The following is a 13,681-nucleotide window of genomic DNA, read 5'->3' as shown; positions in this document are numbered from 1 at the left end:
ACCATGAAACGCCTGCTCCTCGCCTTAGCCCTCAGTTGCCTCGGTATGGGTGCGGCTGCCCAGTGGACGCCGGTGATGGTGGACGAAATGGTGATTACCTACATCGATAGAAACACTTTGCGTGGCAAGGGTGGCCTGGTGCGGATGTGGTGGCTGATGGACTATCAGCTGGTGCAGATCACTGACGAGAAAGGCTACTTCTCCCGCCTGCATCACAGCGAGTTCGACTGCAAAAACCAGCGTCTGCGCCTGTTGTCGGTGGCGCTGTTGTCCGAACGCATGGGCCACGGCCAGGTGGTTTTTGAAGATCCGGTGCCGCGCAGGTGGGAGGCTGTGCGGGATGGCAGCTTCCAGGAGGCGCTGCTGGACATCGCCTGTATTAATTATTAGCCCCCACGGTTGATGTTGGCCCCCACGCTCCCCCACTGCGTGTGGGTCGCTGCCCCCCGAGGGGGCCGCTGCGCCTGCGGCCCGGCAAAGCCGGTTCCGCGGCCCCGGCTTACCTGGGTCCGAAGGCCGCGCCTTTTAGCAGCCATGGCTGAATTGATCGAGTGGTTGCCGGATGGCACGCCCTACAGCCCGCGTTATGGTGACCGCTACCGCAGCGAGCTGGGCGGGCTGGCGCAGTCGCGTGAGGTCTTTTTGCACGGCTGCGGTCTGCCTGCCGCGTGGGCCGGCCTGCCGCAGTGGCGGATGCTCGAAACCGGCTTCGGCCTGGGCCTGAACTTCCTCGTCACCTGGCAGGCCTGGAAGGCCGACCCGGCGCGCCCGCGCCTGCTGCATTTCGTGTCCACCGAGGCCTTTCCGGCCAGCGCCGCCGACATGCTGCGCGCCGCTGCTGCACACCCTGAACTGTTGCCTTTGGCCACGCAACTGCAGGCGCAGTGCTGGGGCCTGCTGCCGGGCGTGCACCGGCTGGTGTTTGAAGAAGGCCGGGTGTTGCTGAGTCTGTGCATCGGTGACACCCAGGCCGTGCTGCGCGAGCAGCAGTTCGAGGCCGACTCTGTTTACCTCGACGGCTTCAGCCCTTCAAAGAACCCCGACATCTGGAACATACACACGCTCAAGGCGGTGGCGCGCTGCTGCCGGCGCGGCACCCGCATCGCGAGCTGGACGATTGCGCGCAGCGTGCTCGACGGCTTGAGCCAGTGCGGCTTCACCGTGCGCAAAGTACCGGGCCAACCGCCCAAGCGCGACAACCTGCAGGGCGAGTTCGACCCGCGCTGGGAGCCGCGCAAGGCGGTGTCGACCCCACACTTCACGCCAACCGCCGCCTCAAGCTGCGTGGTGATAGGCGCTGGCCTCGCGGGGGCGTCGGTGGCCGCCAGCCTGGCGCGGCGGGGCTGGCAGGTGGAGGTGCTGGACAGCCAAACAGCGCCGGCAGGCGGCGCCTCGGGGTTGCCGGCGGGCGTGCTGGTTCCGCATATCTCGCCCGACGACAGCCTGCTGTCTCGGCTGTCGCGCTGCGGCGTGCGCGCCACCTGGCAGCAGGCTGAAGCGCTGCTGCAGGCAGGCACGGACTGGCAGGCCTGCGGCGTGCTGGAGCGGCGACTGGACGGCAGTGCCGGCGTGCCCGCAGACTGGCCCGACGCCGGCCGCGACTGGAGCGACATCGCGTCCGAGGCGCAATTGACGCAGGCCGGGCTCAGCACGAAGGACGGGCCCGCCTGCTGGCACCGCCGCGCGGGCTGGATCAAACCGGCCAGGCTGGTGCTTGCCTTGCTCAGGCAGCCGGGCATACGCTGGCGCGGCGGCATACATGCCGCACGATTGCAGCGAGACCTGGAGACCGGCCAATGGCAAGTGCTGGATCTGCAAGGACGCTGCTTGGTGCGAGCCAGCATGGTGGTGCTCGCCGCTGGCCATGCCAGCCGCCTGCTGATGGAGGGCGGCCTGCCGCTGCAGGCGATTCGCGGACAGATGTCCTGGGGCCTACACGACGGCTTGCCCACCCAGGCAGGCTTTCCGCCTTTTGTAGTGAACGGTAGTGGCAGTTTCATTCCCGCCGTGCCGACCGATGAGGGACTGGCCTGGTTCGCAGGCGCGACCTTCGAGCGCGACCAGGACAGTACCGAAATCCGGCCCTCCAATCAACAGGCCAATCTTGCGCGCCTGCAAGCCCTGCTGCCAACTGCGGCGCAAACGCTGACGCCAATCTTTCAAAGCAACGCAGCACGCGCCTGGGCCGGTGTGCGCTGCGCTGCGCCGGACCGCCTGCCGCTGGTGGGCCAGGTTGAGGCCAGCGCTTGGCCAGGATTGTGGGTCAGCACCGCCATGGGTTCGCGCGGCCTGAGTTTTGCCGTGTTGTGCGGGGAGTTGCTGGCGGCGCGCTTGCATGGCGAACCTTTGCCGGTGGAACAGCGCCTGGCTCAGGCCTTGTCGCCGCAGCGCTTCCGGGCTTGAGTTTCCGAAATTCGGAGTCTTTTCGGACTCCAGCCCATACCCCGCGGTCGCAAGCAGCTATATTTTTTGTAGCAAATCCTTGAGCTGGCCGGGATGCAGAGGCTTGCGCAGATACACCTCGGCGCCTGAGAACCTGGCCCGAAGTCCGGTCTGCCAGCCCGGCGCGGTGCCGGTGACAAAAAGGTGGGCAATGGCGGGCCGGGTGCTGTCGACCGCCTTGATCAGTTGCCAGGGGTCCATGTCGGTCAGCCCGAGATCCACTGTGACCAGGTGGTAGGCATCGGTGTTCAGCAGAACCAGCGCTTGTGCGCCAGTTGCCGCCTCGTCCACTTCATGAAGCCCAGCTGCAGCCAGCTTGGCGCGCAGATAAAGCCGGTCATCGCGCGAGGCATCTACCAACAGCACCCGGCGCGGCGGGGTGATTTCGGCGTCGCCCTCCAGCCCGGCTGGCTGGGTGTTGTCATCGGCCTCGTCCAGCACGACGTCCAGGTCATGCTCGTCGCTCAGGGCCAGGTCTGCCGACAGCGCTTGCGAGGTAAGCGGCGCAAACTCGGCGTCCAGCGCCTCCAGCACCGCAGACCAGCGCACCGGGGCCGCGAAGACGCGCCAGGCATGCAGGGGTGGGGCCTCACCGACCCAGATCAGTTTCAGCGTGTCGTGCTCGGGCTTGGCCAGCTCCAGCACAGCCTCCCAGCTGTCACCGTCAATCAGCAGGATGTCGGGCTCGGCTGTTTCGCCTGTGGCCTGAGGCATCCAGGCCGAATACGCCACCTCGTGCGATTCAGACAGTCGAAACACGGTGGCGAGGGCATGGCGCTCGGCGTCACTGAATCCGTAAAACTTGACGAATATTCGAGTCAAGGTGCCCCGCGATGATTGTTGATTTGCGGTGCATTATGCGGGCTTGTTTCAAGGTGTAGCGCTCAGCGTTGTCCAGATGACACGAAATCGCAGCGCCTGGTTCAAGCCGCTTCACCGCACGCGAATAAGCTTATTCGCATAAGCGAAGAACTAATTTGTAGTTTGTTTTTATAAGTACCCCCCCTAAAGTGGGCGACTTATGCATGATTTCGCCTTCGTATTTGCCGGATTTGCCGTGGGCCTGGTGGTGGGCCTGACGGGTGTGGGGGGTGGCTCGCTGATGACGCCGCTGCTGATCTTCTTTTTCGGCATCAAACCCCATTTGGCGATTGGCACCGACCTGCTGTTCGCGGCCTTCACCAAAATGGGCGGTACCGTGAGCCTGGCCCGGGCCCGGATAGTGGACTGGAAAATTGTCGGGCAGACCGCCGCTGGCAGCGTGCCCGCCTCGCTGGCCACGCTGTACGTACTTCACCTGGCCGGCCCCGCCAGCCCGGCCACACATGCGGTGATGACGACCACCCTGGGTGTGGCGCTGCTGCTGACTGCCGTCGCCATGCTTTACAAGGCGGTGTACGGCAAATCCGCACCGCGCACCATTTCTGCCGCAGACCTGGCCGTCGCCACGCGGGCGCGGCACTGGGCCCTGCCTGTGCTGTTTGGCGCGGTCATCGGTTGCCTGGTCACGCTGACATCGGTAGGCGCGGGCGCCATTGGCGTCATTGTGCTGATGCTGCTTTACCCCGCCCTGCCCTTGCCGCGCATTGTGGCTGCTGATATTGCTCATGCGGTGCCGCTGACGCTGGTAGCGGGCCTGGGCCATGCGGCCATCGGCTCGGTCGACTGGGTGTTGCTGGCCAAGTTGCTGGCTGGCTCGCTGCCCGGCATCTGGCTGGGCACGCGGCTGGTCAACAGCACGCCGGACCGCTGGATACGTTCGCTGCTTTCCGTGCTGCTGGCTTATGCCGGCGTCAAGCTCATCGTCATCTGAATCCATTTTTGCCCCTCCCCCGACAGCCATGTACCAATACACAGAATTTGACCGCCAGTTTGTTCAGTCCAGAGCAGACCAGTACCGTGACCAGCTGAGCCGCTGGCAGGCCGGCCAGTTGCCAGAAGACGAGTTCCGCCCGCTGCGCCTGCAAAACGGCTGGTATGTGCAGCGCTACGCCCCCATGCTGCGCGTCGCCGTGCCCTACGGCGAGCTGTCAAGCGCGCAGGTGCGCGTGCTGGCGAAAATCGCCCGCGAGTACGACCAGCCGAACAGCGCGCTGTTCGAACAGGCGCAGGCGGCCCAGGACAAGCTCGGCCCGGTCGAACTCAAAAGCGGCCTGTCGGTGGCGTCCAAACTCACCGCCGGTTATGCCCACTTCACGACGCGCCAGAACATCCAGTACAACTGGATTCCGCTGGACAAGTCCGCCGACGTGATGGACCTGCTGGCCAGCGTCAGCATGCATGGCATCCAGACCAGCGGCAACTGCATACGCAACATCACCAGCGATGAGCGCGCAGGCATCGCGGTCGACGAAATAGCCGACCCACGGCCGTTTGGCGAGATCCTGCGCCAATGGAGCACGCTGCACCCCGAGTTCGCCTTTTTGCCGCGCAAGTTCAAGATCGCCATCACTGGCGCAAAAGAAGACCGGGCAGCCACGGCCTGGCACGACGTGGGCCTTCACCTGATCCGCAACGAGGAGGGTGAACTGGGCTTCAAGGTGCTGGTCGGCGGCGGCATGGGCCGCACCCCCATCATCGGCACTGTGATCCGCGAGTTTTTGCCGTGGCACCAGGTCATGAACTACATCGAGGCCATCGTGCGGGTCTACAACCGCTACGGTCGACGCGACAACATGTACAAGGCGCGCATCAAGATTCTGGTCAAGGCCGAGGGCCAGAAGTACATCGACGATGTGGAAGCCGAATACCAGCAGATCATGGATCACGACGGTGGCCCGCACACCATCACGCAGGCCGAGCTGGACCGTGTCACCGCCTCTTTTGTGCCGCCCGCGCTCAAGTGCGACCGCAAAAGCGCCGATGCGAAGATTGCCAACATCCTGCGCGCTGCCGCCGAGGACGACATCGAGTTCAGCCGCTGGCTCAAGCAAAACGTGGCGCCGCACCAGAACCCCGACCTGCGCTGCGTGACCCTGTCTTTCAAACGGCTGGGCCAGGCACCCGGTGACGCGACCGCCGACCAGCTGGACACGGCCGCAGACCTGGCCGACCAGTTCAGTGCCGGTGAGGTGCGCGTGACCCACGACCAGAACCTGCTGCTGCCCTGGGTGCGCTGCGATGAGCTGCCCGAGCTCTGGCGGGCCGCCCGCAAGGCCGGCTTTGCACGCCCCAACATCCGCCTGCTGACCGACATGATTGCCTGCCCCGGCGGCGACTTCTGCTCGCTGGCCAATGCGCGCTCCATCCCGATTGCCGAAGCGATTACCGAGCGTTACCAGGACATGGACGAGCTGCACGACCTGGGCGAAATTGACCTGCACATCAGTGGTTGCATCAACTCCTGCGGCCACCACCACAGCGGCCACATCGGCATTCTGGGCGTCGACAAAGACGGCAAGGAGTGGTACCAGGTCACGCTGGGCGGCTCTGACGGCTCGACCCTGAGCGGCGCGCCTGTGCCTGGCAAGGTGGTCGGCCCGTCTTTCTCTGCCGCTGAAGTGCCTGAAGTGATCGAAGCTGTACTCGACACCTACCGCCGGCAGCGCGAGGCCGGTGAAACCTTTGTCTCCACCCTGCGCCGCGTCGGCATCGACCCGTTCAAGACCGCCGCCAATGGTGCGCGTTTTTCTGCCGCTGCGGTGGCTGCCTGAGGATCCGCCATGAAACTTTTGCCCTTCACCGATCACGCCGCCGCCGAAGACAGCAGCACCCTGGTTCTGCCCAACGACGCCGATCCGCTGTCGCCCTCTCTGGACGGCGTGACCCGCATCGACCTGCACTTCCCCAAGTTCACCGACGGCCGCGCCTTCAGCCAGGCCTTTCTGCTGCGCCGCCGGCGCGAATTTGCCGGTGAGATTCGCGCCACGGGCGATGTGCTGGCCGACCAGCTGGCGCAGATGGAGCGCAGCGGCTTTGACGTGGCCGTGCTGCGCGCCGACCAGCAAATGGCGACCGCCCAGCGCGTGCTGGCGTCCTACCCTGGTTACGGCGTCGGTAAATACCAGGGCGACGCCGTCGATGTGCAACCCCAATTCAAGGAAATCAAGGAAGGGGCTGCGGCCTGAACACCATGAACCTTGACCTTGCAAAGATCAACGCAGAACTCGGCCACAACGCGCAGGGCCTGGTGGACTGGGCCGTGGGACTGGGCAAGCCCGCCATCGTCACCACCAATTTCCGGCCCTTCGAGGCGGTCATCCTGCACATGGTGACGCGCGCCCAGCCCCGCATCCCCGTGGTCTGGATGGACAACGGCTACAACACCGAGGCCACCTACCGTTTTGCCGACGAAGTAACGAAACTGCTGAAACTCGATCTGCATATTTATCTGCCGCGCCGCTCGCGTGCGCACCGTGAGGCGGTGGTCGGCCCGACCCCAGCGCTGGACGACCCCCGCCATGCGGCCTTCACCGAAGAAGTGAAGCTCGAGCCCTTTGCCCGCGCCCTGCGCGAAACTGCGCCCCAAGTGTGGTTCACCGCCCTGCGCGCCACGGATACCGCCGTGCGTGCGCAAATGGACCCGGTCAGCGTCAATCCGGACGGGCTGATCAAGGTCGCGCCGCTGCTGCACTGGTCATCCAAGGACCTGTACCAGTACTGTGAAATCAACGGCCTGCCCAACAATTTCGACTACGTGGACCCTACCAAGGGCGAGGACCACCGCGAATGCGGCCTGCACCTCGCTCACTGACCTATGAACGCCCGCACACCCTCCAACCTGCTGCCAGCCGACTCCGCGATCTCCATCGCGCGGCTGTCCAACTCCCACCTCGATGCGCTGGAGGAAGAAACAATTTTCATCCTGCGCGAAGTCGCGGCTGCCTTTGAGCGCCCCACCCTGCTGTTTTCGGGCGGAAAGGACTCGCTGGTCATGCTCAAGTGCGCCGAAAAGGCCTTCGGCGTGGGCAGAATTCCCTACCCGCTCCTGATGATTGACACCGGCCACAACTTCCACGAAGTCACCGACTTCCGCGACCTGCGCGCGAAAGAACTCGGTGCCGAGCTGATCGTGCGCAATGTCGAAGATTCGATGAAACGCGGCACGGTGCGTCTGGCGCATCCCGGCGAGTCGCGCAATGTGCACCAGTCGGTGACCCTGCTGGAGGCGATTGAAGAATTCCGTTTTGACGCGCTGATCGGTGGCGCGCGGCGCGACGAGGAAAAAGCCCGCGCCAAGGAGCGTATCTTCTCGCACCGCGACAGCTTCGGCCAGTGGCAGCCCAAGGCCCAGCGCCCCGAGCTCTGGACCCTGTTCAACACCCGGCTGCAGCCCGGCGAACACTTCCGCGTGTTCCCGATTTCCAACTGGACCGAGCTCGACGTGTGGCAATACATCGAGCGTGAACAGATCGCGCTGCCCTCGCTCTACTACGCACACCAGCGCAAGGTCGTCGAACGCAAGGGCTTGCTGGTACCGGTGACAGAGCTGACACCGGCGCGTGACGGCGAAGAAGTGGTCGAGAAAACCGTGCGTTTCCGCACCGTGGGCGACATCACCTGCACCTGCCCTGTGGACAGCCCGGCCGCTACGGCCGCCGAGATTGTGATCGAAACCCTGGCTGCCGATGTGAGCGAGCGCGGCGCCACCCGCATGGACGACAAAACCTCCGACGCCTCCATGGAAAAGCGCAAAAAAGACGGGTACTTTTAATGAACACTATTGATTTGATAGCTGCCAGCGAACAACCAGCAAGGGCTGCAGGCCAAAATGACCTGAGATCGGCACTGAAGTTCATCACCTGCGGCTCTGTGGATGACGGCAAAAGCACACTGATAGGCCGCCTGCTGGTGGACAGCAAGGCCGTGCTGCAGGACCACCTGGCCGGCGTGCAGCGCGGCGGCGCGACCGATCTGGCGCTGCTGACCGACGGCCTGAGCGCCGAACGCGAACAGGGCATCACTATCGACGTGGCCTACCGCTACTTCAACACCGAAAACCGCAAATTCATCATCGGCGATGCGCCCGGCCACGAGCAGTACACGCGCAACATGGTCACCGCCGCATCGAGCGCAGACGCCGCCGTGGTGCTGGTCGATGCAACCAAGCTGGACTGGAAAAACCCCGGGATGGAGTTGCTGCCGCAAACCCGTCGCCATTCGCTGCTGGTCAACTTGCTGCGGGTGCCGTCCATCGTCTTCGCCGTCAACAAGCTCGATGCGGTCGATGACTCTGCCCTGGCCTTCCGGAAAATCAGCGCCGCCCTGACGGCATTTGCGCAGGCAGCCAACATTCCGGCCCGGGCCATCGTACCGGTCTCGGCGCTGATAGGGCACAACGTGGTCGATGCCAGGCCGGGTTGGTGCGGCTACGAAGGCCCGTCGCTGCTGCAGTTGCTTGAACAACTCCCCGCTACCCCGGCCGAACGCAACGAAGCCTTTGCCTTCCCGGTGCAGTGGGTGGAAAAATTCTCCTCCTCGTCCGACACCACCCAGGGCCGCCGTGTGTTCTGGGGCCGGGTCGCCACCGGCGGCATACAGGCCGGCCAGACCATCACTGTGTTGCCCAGCGGTCAAACGGCGGTGGTGGCGCAGGTGCTGGACCACACGCGCGAACCCCGGTCTGTTCTGGCCGGCCACAGCGCGGGCATTGTGCTGGACCGCGAGGTGGATGTCTCGCGCGGTGACTGGTTGCTGGCCGCCGATACATTTGTGCCCAGCCGGGAGCTGTCCGTCACCATCGCCTGGATGGACGACGAGCCACTGGTGGCAGGCCGTGTGTATTGGGCGCTGCACGGCCACCGCTGGGTCAAGGCCAAGGTCAAACGTATCGTTCACAAGCTGGACGTGAACACGCTGGCCGAGGAAGATGCCAGTGAGCTGCCGCCCAATGCCATTGGCCATATCGAGCTGAGCCTGCAAGAGGCGCTGGCCACGCTGCCCTATGCCCGTTCGCGCGTGCTGGGCTCGTTGGTGCTGGTCGATACCGCCTCGCACAAAACCTCTGGCGCCGTGCTGGTTCTTTGATCCGCATCAGGCCACCCGGCCTCTGACTTAACCCTGCTCGCGGAATCCTCTTAAAATCTAGGGTTTCCACCGATCCCGCACGAACAACATGACTCACATCGTTTCCGAATCCTGCATCCGCTGCAAATACACCGACTGCGTGGACGTCTGCCCGGTGGACTGCTTCCGCGAAGGTCCGAACATGCTGGTGATCGACCCGGACGAATGCATCGACTGCGCGGTCTGCATCCCCGAGTGCCCGGTCAATGCGATCTACGCCGAAGAAGACGTGCCGGCCGATCAGATCCCCTTCATCAAGCTCAATGTGGAGCTCAGCCACGCCGCAGGCTGGAAAAGCATCACCAAACGCAAGGAAGCCTTGCCCGATGCCGACGACTGGAAAGACAAGACCGGAAAACTGTCTGAGCTGATCCGCTAAGCCAGCTAGAGCCTCTGCCCCTCCAATGGAACCCCAACTCAATCAAGAAGTGATCAACACCGCCAGCGCGCACGACGGTCCGATTGAGACCGACGCAGTCATAGTCGGCGCCGGTCCGGTCGGGCTCTTCCAGGTGTTTGAGCTCGGCCTGCTGGAGATCAAGGCCCATGTGATCGACTCGCTGGCGTATCCGGGCGGCCAGTGCATAGAGCTGTACCCCGACAAACCGATTTACGACATTCCGGCCGTGCCGGTTTGCACCGGCAGGGAGTTGACCGATTCGCTGCTCAAACAGATCGAACCTTTTGGTGCCACCTTCCACTTCGGCCAGGAAGTCAGCACCGTCGAACAGCAGGCCGACGGCCGGTTTTTCGTTCAGACCTCCAAAGGCACCCAGTTTCTGACCAAGACCCTCTTCATCGCCGCCGGTGTGGGGGCCTTCCAGCCGCGTCTGCTGCGACTGGACGGTCTGGAGAGGTTTGACGACACGCAATTGTTTTACCGCGTCAAGTCACCGGCCCAGTTTGCCGGTAAAAACCTGGTCATCGTTGGGGGTGGCGACTCTGCACTCGATTGGGCGCTGCACTTTGCAAGTGAAGGCACGAACAAGGCTGAAAGTGTGATCCTGATCCACCGCCGCGACGGTTTCCAGGCCGCGCCGGCCAGTGTGGCCAAGATGAAAGCGCTCTGCGACAACTACGAGATGCAGTTCATCGTTGGCCAGATCACCGGCTACGATGAGAAAGACGGCAAGCTGGCAGGGGCCAAAGTCACCGGCGCCGACGGCGTCACCCGCATTGTGCCGCTGGACGCGCTGCTGGTCTTCTTTGGCCTGTCGCCCAAACTCGGGCCGATTGCCGACTGGGGCCTGGATATTGAGCGCAAGCAGCTCAAAGTCGATACAGAGAAGTTTTCGACCAATGTGCCAGGCATTTTTGCCGTCGGTGACATCAACACCTACCCGGGCAAGAAAAAACTGATCCTCAGCGGCTTTCATGAATGCGCACTGGCCGCATTTGGCGCCGCGCCGCTGATTTTCCCCGACAAGAAAATCCACCTGCAATACACCACCACCAGCCCGAAATTGCACAAGGTGCTGGGGGTTGAGTCGCCAGTGTTTGATTAGACCGCTTCCCTCCAACAAGAAACAAGGCCCGCTTCAGCGGGCCTTGCAGTTTGAGCGCCTGCGGGGAGCGGGCTACAATTCCGGTGCGGTCTTCAAGACCGCATTCGCTGGGGGTGTTTCCGCGCAAGCGGCGACTGAGAAAGTCCCTTTGAACCTGATTGAGGTAATCCTCGCGCAGGGAAGCATGTCAGAGGCGCCATCCAGTCCCCCCACTGCGGCCGGCGCCCATACAAGCCGCCCTGCCATTGACACAAGGAAAAGTTGATGGCTTCTACAAACAACATGGCACTGACACCGCTGCCCGCGTCGGACCGCGCCTTCGGCTGGTCCCAGCATGCAGCGCTGTGGCTTAGCCTGGGCGTGGGCCTGCTGGTGATGCAGATTGGCGCCTACCTGGTGCCGGCACTGGGCACCAAAGAGGCCCTGACCGTCATCGTCGTCGGCTCGGTGCTGGGCGCCGGCCTGCTGGCCTGGACGGCCAAACTTGGCTGCGACACAGGCCTGTCGAGCGCCGGGCTGATGCACGCCACCTACGGCAGCAGTTTTGCGCGCCTGCCAGTGCTGCTCAACATCGTTCAACTGATAGGCTGGACCACCTTTGAGCTGGTGGTCATGCGTGATGGCACAGTCGCCATCGCCCGGCAGTCGGGCGCGTTTGTCGCATCCTTCTGGCCGGTGCTGGCGACGCTGCTCTGGGGCGGCGTGCTGATTGCCCTGCTCTCGGGCTCCATGGTCACGCTGGTGCGCAAATTTATTGGCCGCTTTGGCCTGCCGCTGGTGATTGCCTCATTGCTGTGGCTGACCTGGCAGTTTCTCGGCCGCGCGCAGGCCCAGGGCTGGGAGGCCTTCTGGAACCGGCCCGGCGCCGGTGGCATGAGCACGCTGTCGGCACTCGACCTGGTGATTGCCATGCCGGTGTCGTGGCTGCCGCTGGTGGCGGATTTTGCGCGCCACGGGCGCGACGGAAAAAGCGCCTTGCGCGGTACGTGGCTGGGTTACGCCATCGCCAACACCTGGTGTTACGGGCTGGGGGTGCTGATTGCGCTGACCACGCCGAGCACCGATCTGGTGGCTGCCCTGCTGCTGGCGCAAGGCGGGCTGATTGCCCTGGGCCTGATCCTGATCGACGAAGTGGACAACGCCTACGGCGATCTGTATTCAGGCTCTGTCGCTGGCCAAAGCCTGAAACCAAGCTGGAGCCTGCGCCGCTGGGGTATTGTCCTGGCCGTGTTGTGTACCGGCCTGGCGCTGGTGCTGCCCATGCACAGCCTGGAGCCCTTTTTGCTGATGCTCAGCTCCGTCTTTGTGCCACTGTACGGTGTGATCCTGGCGCGCCTGGTGGGCACGGCCAACGTGGCGTCGCTGGTGGGCGCGAAAAAGGTCAACCTCAGTGCGGTGTTGATCTGGCTGCTGGGGGTGGCCACCTACCACCTGTGCGCCAAATTCGCGCCCGAATGGGGTGCTGCGCTGCCCACCCTGGCACTGACCTTTGTTCTGGCCCGCGTCACCCGCGCCCCGTCAAAGCCGGCGTCAGGTCAGGCTTCGCTCAGTTCTGCAGCCTGAGGGGTTTGAGCCGCATGGCCATGGGTGCATGGCCGTGGTTCAGCGGCCCGCTGCCCGCGCCTGTCTTGACTTTGGCGCCCGCCTGCAGCGCCGCCCGCACATAGCTGCGGGCCGCTTCCACCGCTTCGCGCAGCGGCTGCCCCAGCGCCAACCCGGCCGCGATGGCAGAAGACAAGGTGCAACCGGTGCCATGGGTATTGGCGCTGTGGATACGCGGCGCATGCATCCAGTGCTTCTCGCCCGAGGCCAAAAGCAGCAGGTCCATCACTGTGTCGCCGGGCAAATGCCCGCCCTTCACCAGCACCGCGCGCGCGCCTCTGGCCTGCAGCTCGTGCGCGGCGGTCTCCATATCATCGGCGTTGCAGATGGGCCGGCCCACCAGCAGGGCCACTTCATCCAGATTTGGCGTGACCAGCAAGGCACGCGGAAACAACTCACGCACCAACACTTCAATAGCCGGGTGGTCAATCAGCACCGCACCACTGGTCGCGACCATCACCGGGTCGAGCACGATGTTGTGCAAGGTATGGCGGTCGATCGCTTCAGACACAGTCAGCACAATCTCTGGCGAATGCAACATGCCAACCTTCACCGCATCGGCACCGATGTCTTCCAACACCGCATCAATCTGGTCGCGCAGCATGGCCGGCGGCACCCCGTGGATGGCACGCACCCCCAAGGTGTTCTGCGCTGTCAGCGCGGTGATGGCGGTCATGCCAAAACATCCCAGCGCAGCAAAAGTTTTCAGGTCCGCCTGAATGCCAGCGCCGCCGCCACTGTCCGAGCCGGCAATCGACAACACACGCGGGTATTCAAATTCAAAAGTCTCGTTGTTCATGAAGAAAAGAGTTTCCCGGCTGACCCGGCGTTGTGGACGCGATGGCCCGATTATCGGGGACAGCCCAAGCCCCCCGGTGTAGCGCAGACGCAGCGCTGCGGCAGGCCGCCCGGAGCCAGACGGGTGTGAATATCAGGCTATAATCTTAGGCTGTATTCCTCAATAGCTCAGTTGGTAGAGCGCCGGACTGTTAATCCGTAGGTCCCTGGTTCGAGCCCAGGTTGAGGAGCCATTTACCTTCACTGCGAACCGTCGAGCTGCCCAGGCTCATCATTCGGCCCTCGTTGTATTCGACAGCCACCGCGTCTCCCGATACGGTGGCTTTTTC

Annotated in this window: 13 protein-coding genes, 1 tRNA gene and 1 riboswitch; of the genes, 12 read left to right on the top strand and 2 right to left on the bottom strand. The window is 63.7% G+C overall.

Annotated elements, in window-relative coordinates:
* Positions 1 to 390, top strand: a 390-nt coding sequence (locus tag Q8L50_RS12060) for a surface-adhesin E family protein (protein ID WP_305348874.1), incomplete at its 5' end; no start/stop codon positions are given.
* 144 nt (positions 391 to 534) lie between these two features.
* On the top strand, positions 535 to 2,403 hold the full coding sequence (gene mnmC, locus Q8L50_RS12055; protein WP_305348873.1) for an FAD-dependent 5-carboxymethylaminomethyl-2-thiouridine(34) oxidoreductase MnmC: 1,869 nt from the start codon (positions 535 to 537) through the stop codon (positions 2,401 to 2,403).
* Between the two features lie 57 nt (positions 2,404 to 2,460).
* Here mnmC and Q8L50_RS12050 read toward each other — a convergent pair whose 3' ends face one another.
* Positions 2,461 to 3,264, bottom strand: a complete 804-nt coding sequence (locus Q8L50_RS12050) for a response regulator (protein WP_305348872.1) — start codon at positions 3,262 to 3,264, stop codon at positions 2,461 to 2,463.
* 199 nt (positions 3,265 to 3,463) lie between these two features.
* Here Q8L50_RS12050 and Q8L50_RS12045 point away from each other — a divergent pair, with 199 nt between their 5' ends.
* The 9 genes from Q8L50_RS12045 (at position 3,464) to Q8L50_RS12005 (ending at position 12,515) form a co-directional block, all read left to right on the top strand.
* On the top strand, positions 3,464 to 4,255 hold the full coding sequence (locus Q8L50_RS12045) for a sulfite exporter TauE/SafE family protein (protein ID WP_305348871.1): 792 nt from the start codon (positions 3,464 to 3,466) through the stop codon (positions 4,253 to 4,255).
* Between the two features lie 28 nt (positions 4,256 to 4,283).
* The gene (locus Q8L50_RS12040; RefSeq protein ID WP_305348870.1) at positions 4,284 to 6,095 is read left to right on the top strand and encodes a nitrite/sulfite reductase; all 1,812 of its coding nucleotides are present in this window, start codon (positions 4,284 to 4,286) and stop codon (positions 6,093 to 6,095) included.
* Between the two features lie 9 nt (positions 6,096 to 6,104).
* Positions 6,105 to 6,509 carry a DUF934 domain-containing protein gene (locus Q8L50_RS12035; protein ID WP_305348869.1) on the top strand — a complete coding sequence of 135 codons (405 nt, stop codon included), beginning with the start codon at positions 6,105 to 6,107 and terminating at the stop codon, positions 6,507 to 6,509.
* A gap of 5 nt (positions 6,510 to 6,514) precedes the next feature.
* Positions 6,515 to 7,135 carry a phosphoadenosine phosphosulfate reductase family protein gene (locus tag Q8L50_RS12030; protein ID WP_305348868.1) on the top strand — a complete coding sequence of 207 codons (621 nt, stop codon included), beginning with the start codon at positions 6,515 to 6,517 and terminating at the stop codon, positions 7,133 to 7,135.
* Positions 7,136 to 7,138: 3 nt separating this feature from the next.
* On the top strand, positions 7,139 to 8,095 hold the full coding sequence (gene cysD / locus Q8L50_RS12025) for a sulfate adenylyltransferase subunit CysD (protein WP_305348867.1): 957 nt from the start codon (positions 7,139 to 7,141) through the stop codon (positions 8,093 to 8,095).
* Positions 8,095 to 9,408, top strand: a complete 1,314-nt coding sequence (locus Q8L50_RS12020) for a sulfate adenylyltransferase subunit 1 (RefSeq protein ID WP_305348866.1) — start codon at positions 8,095 to 8,097, stop codon at positions 9,406 to 9,408. Before cysD ends, Q8L50_RS12020 begins: the two co-directional genes overlap by 1 nt.
* 88 nt (positions 9,409 to 9,496) lie before the next feature.
* On the top strand, positions 9,497 to 9,826 hold the full coding sequence (fdxA, locus tag Q8L50_RS12015) for a ferredoxin FdxA (RefSeq protein ID WP_305348865.1): 330 nt from the start codon (positions 9,497 to 9,499) through the stop codon (positions 9,824 to 9,826).
* A gap of 25 nt (positions 9,827 to 9,851) precedes the next feature.
* Entirely contained in the window at positions 9,852 to 10,952 is a 1,101-nt protein-coding gene (locus Q8L50_RS12010; RefSeq protein ID WP_305348864.1) for an NAD(P)/FAD-dependent oxidoreductase, read from the top strand.
* Between the two features lie 99 nt (positions 10,953 to 11,051).
* Positions 11,052 to 11,150: riboswitch (TPP riboswitch) on the top strand.
* Between the two features lie 66 nt (positions 11,151 to 11,216).
* Positions 11,217 to 12,515 carry a cytosine permease gene (locus Q8L50_RS12005; protein ID WP_305348863.1) on the top strand — a complete coding sequence of 433 codons (1,299 nt, stop codon included), beginning with the start codon at positions 11,217 to 11,219 and terminating at the stop codon, positions 12,513 to 12,515.
* On the opposite strand, the gene thiD is transcribed toward Q8L50_RS12005, so the two are convergent.
* Positions 12,499 to 13,353, bottom strand: a complete 855-nt coding sequence (gene thiD / locus Q8L50_RS12000; RefSeq protein ID WP_305348862.1) for a bifunctional hydroxymethylpyrimidine kinase/phosphomethylpyrimidine kinase — start codon at positions 13,351 to 13,353, stop codon at positions 12,499 to 12,501. The genes Q8L50_RS12005 and thiD overlap by 17 nt on opposite strands.
* 156 nt (positions 13,354 to 13,509) lie before the next feature.
* Between thiD and Q8L50_RS11995 the strand changes: the two genes are divergently transcribed.
* Positions 13,510 to 13,585, top strand: a tRNA-Asn gene (locus tag Q8L50_RS11995).
* Positions 13,586 to 13,681: the final 96 nt, after the last annotated feature.

It is taken from the genome of Polaromonas sp. (assembly GCF_030680935.1).
GTDB lineage: Bacteria > Pseudomonadota > Gammaproteobacteria > Burkholderiales > Burkholderiaceae_C > Polaromonas.
The sequence above is the reverse complement of the archived record's forward strand: the minus strand, read 5'-3'. Positions and strand labels throughout refer to the sequence as shown.

Bases quoted from the DNA above. Each gene is read 5' to 3' on its own strand.
- fdxA (WP_305348865.1), top strand. From the start codon at position 9,497: ATGACTCACATCGTTTCCGAATCCTGCATCCGCTGCAAATACACCGAC.
- Q8L50_RS12045 (WP_305348871.1), top strand. From the start codon at position 3,464: ATGCATGATTTCGCCTTCGTATTTGCCGGATTTGCCGTGGGCCTGGTG.
- cysD (WP_305348867.1), top strand. From the start codon at position 7,139: ATGAACGCCCGCACACCCTCCAACCTGCTGCCAGCCGACTCCGCGATC.
- thiD (WP_305348862.1), bottom strand. From the start codon at position 13,353: ATGAACAACGAGACTTTTGAATTTGAATACCCGCGTGTGTTGTCGATT.
- mnmC (WP_305348873.1), top strand. From the start codon at position 535: ATGGCTGAATTGATCGAGTGGTTGCCGGATGGCACGCCCTACAGCCCG.
- Q8L50_RS12035 (WP_305348869.1), top strand. From the start codon at position 6,105: ATGAAACTTTTGCCCTTCACCGATCACGCCGCCGCCGAAGACAGCAGC.
- Q8L50_RS12005 (WP_305348863.1), top strand. From the start codon at position 11,217: ATGGCTTCTACAAACAACATGGCACTGACACCGCTGCCCGCGTCGGAC.
- Q8L50_RS12040 (WP_305348870.1), top strand. From the start codon at position 4,284: ATGTACCAATACACAGAATTTGACCGCCAGTTTGTTCAGTCCAGAGCA.
- Q8L50_RS12020 (WP_305348866.1), top strand. From the start codon at position 8,095: ATGAACACTATTGATTTGATAGCTGCCAGCGAACAACCAGCAAGGGCT.
- Q8L50_RS12030 (WP_305348868.1), top strand. From the start codon at position 6,515: ATGAACCTTGACCTTGCAAAGATCAACGCAGAACTCGGCCACAACGCG.
- Q8L50_RS12010 (WP_305348864.1), top strand. From the start codon at position 9,852: ATGGAACCCCAACTCAATCAAGAAGTGATCAACACCGCCAGCGCGCAC.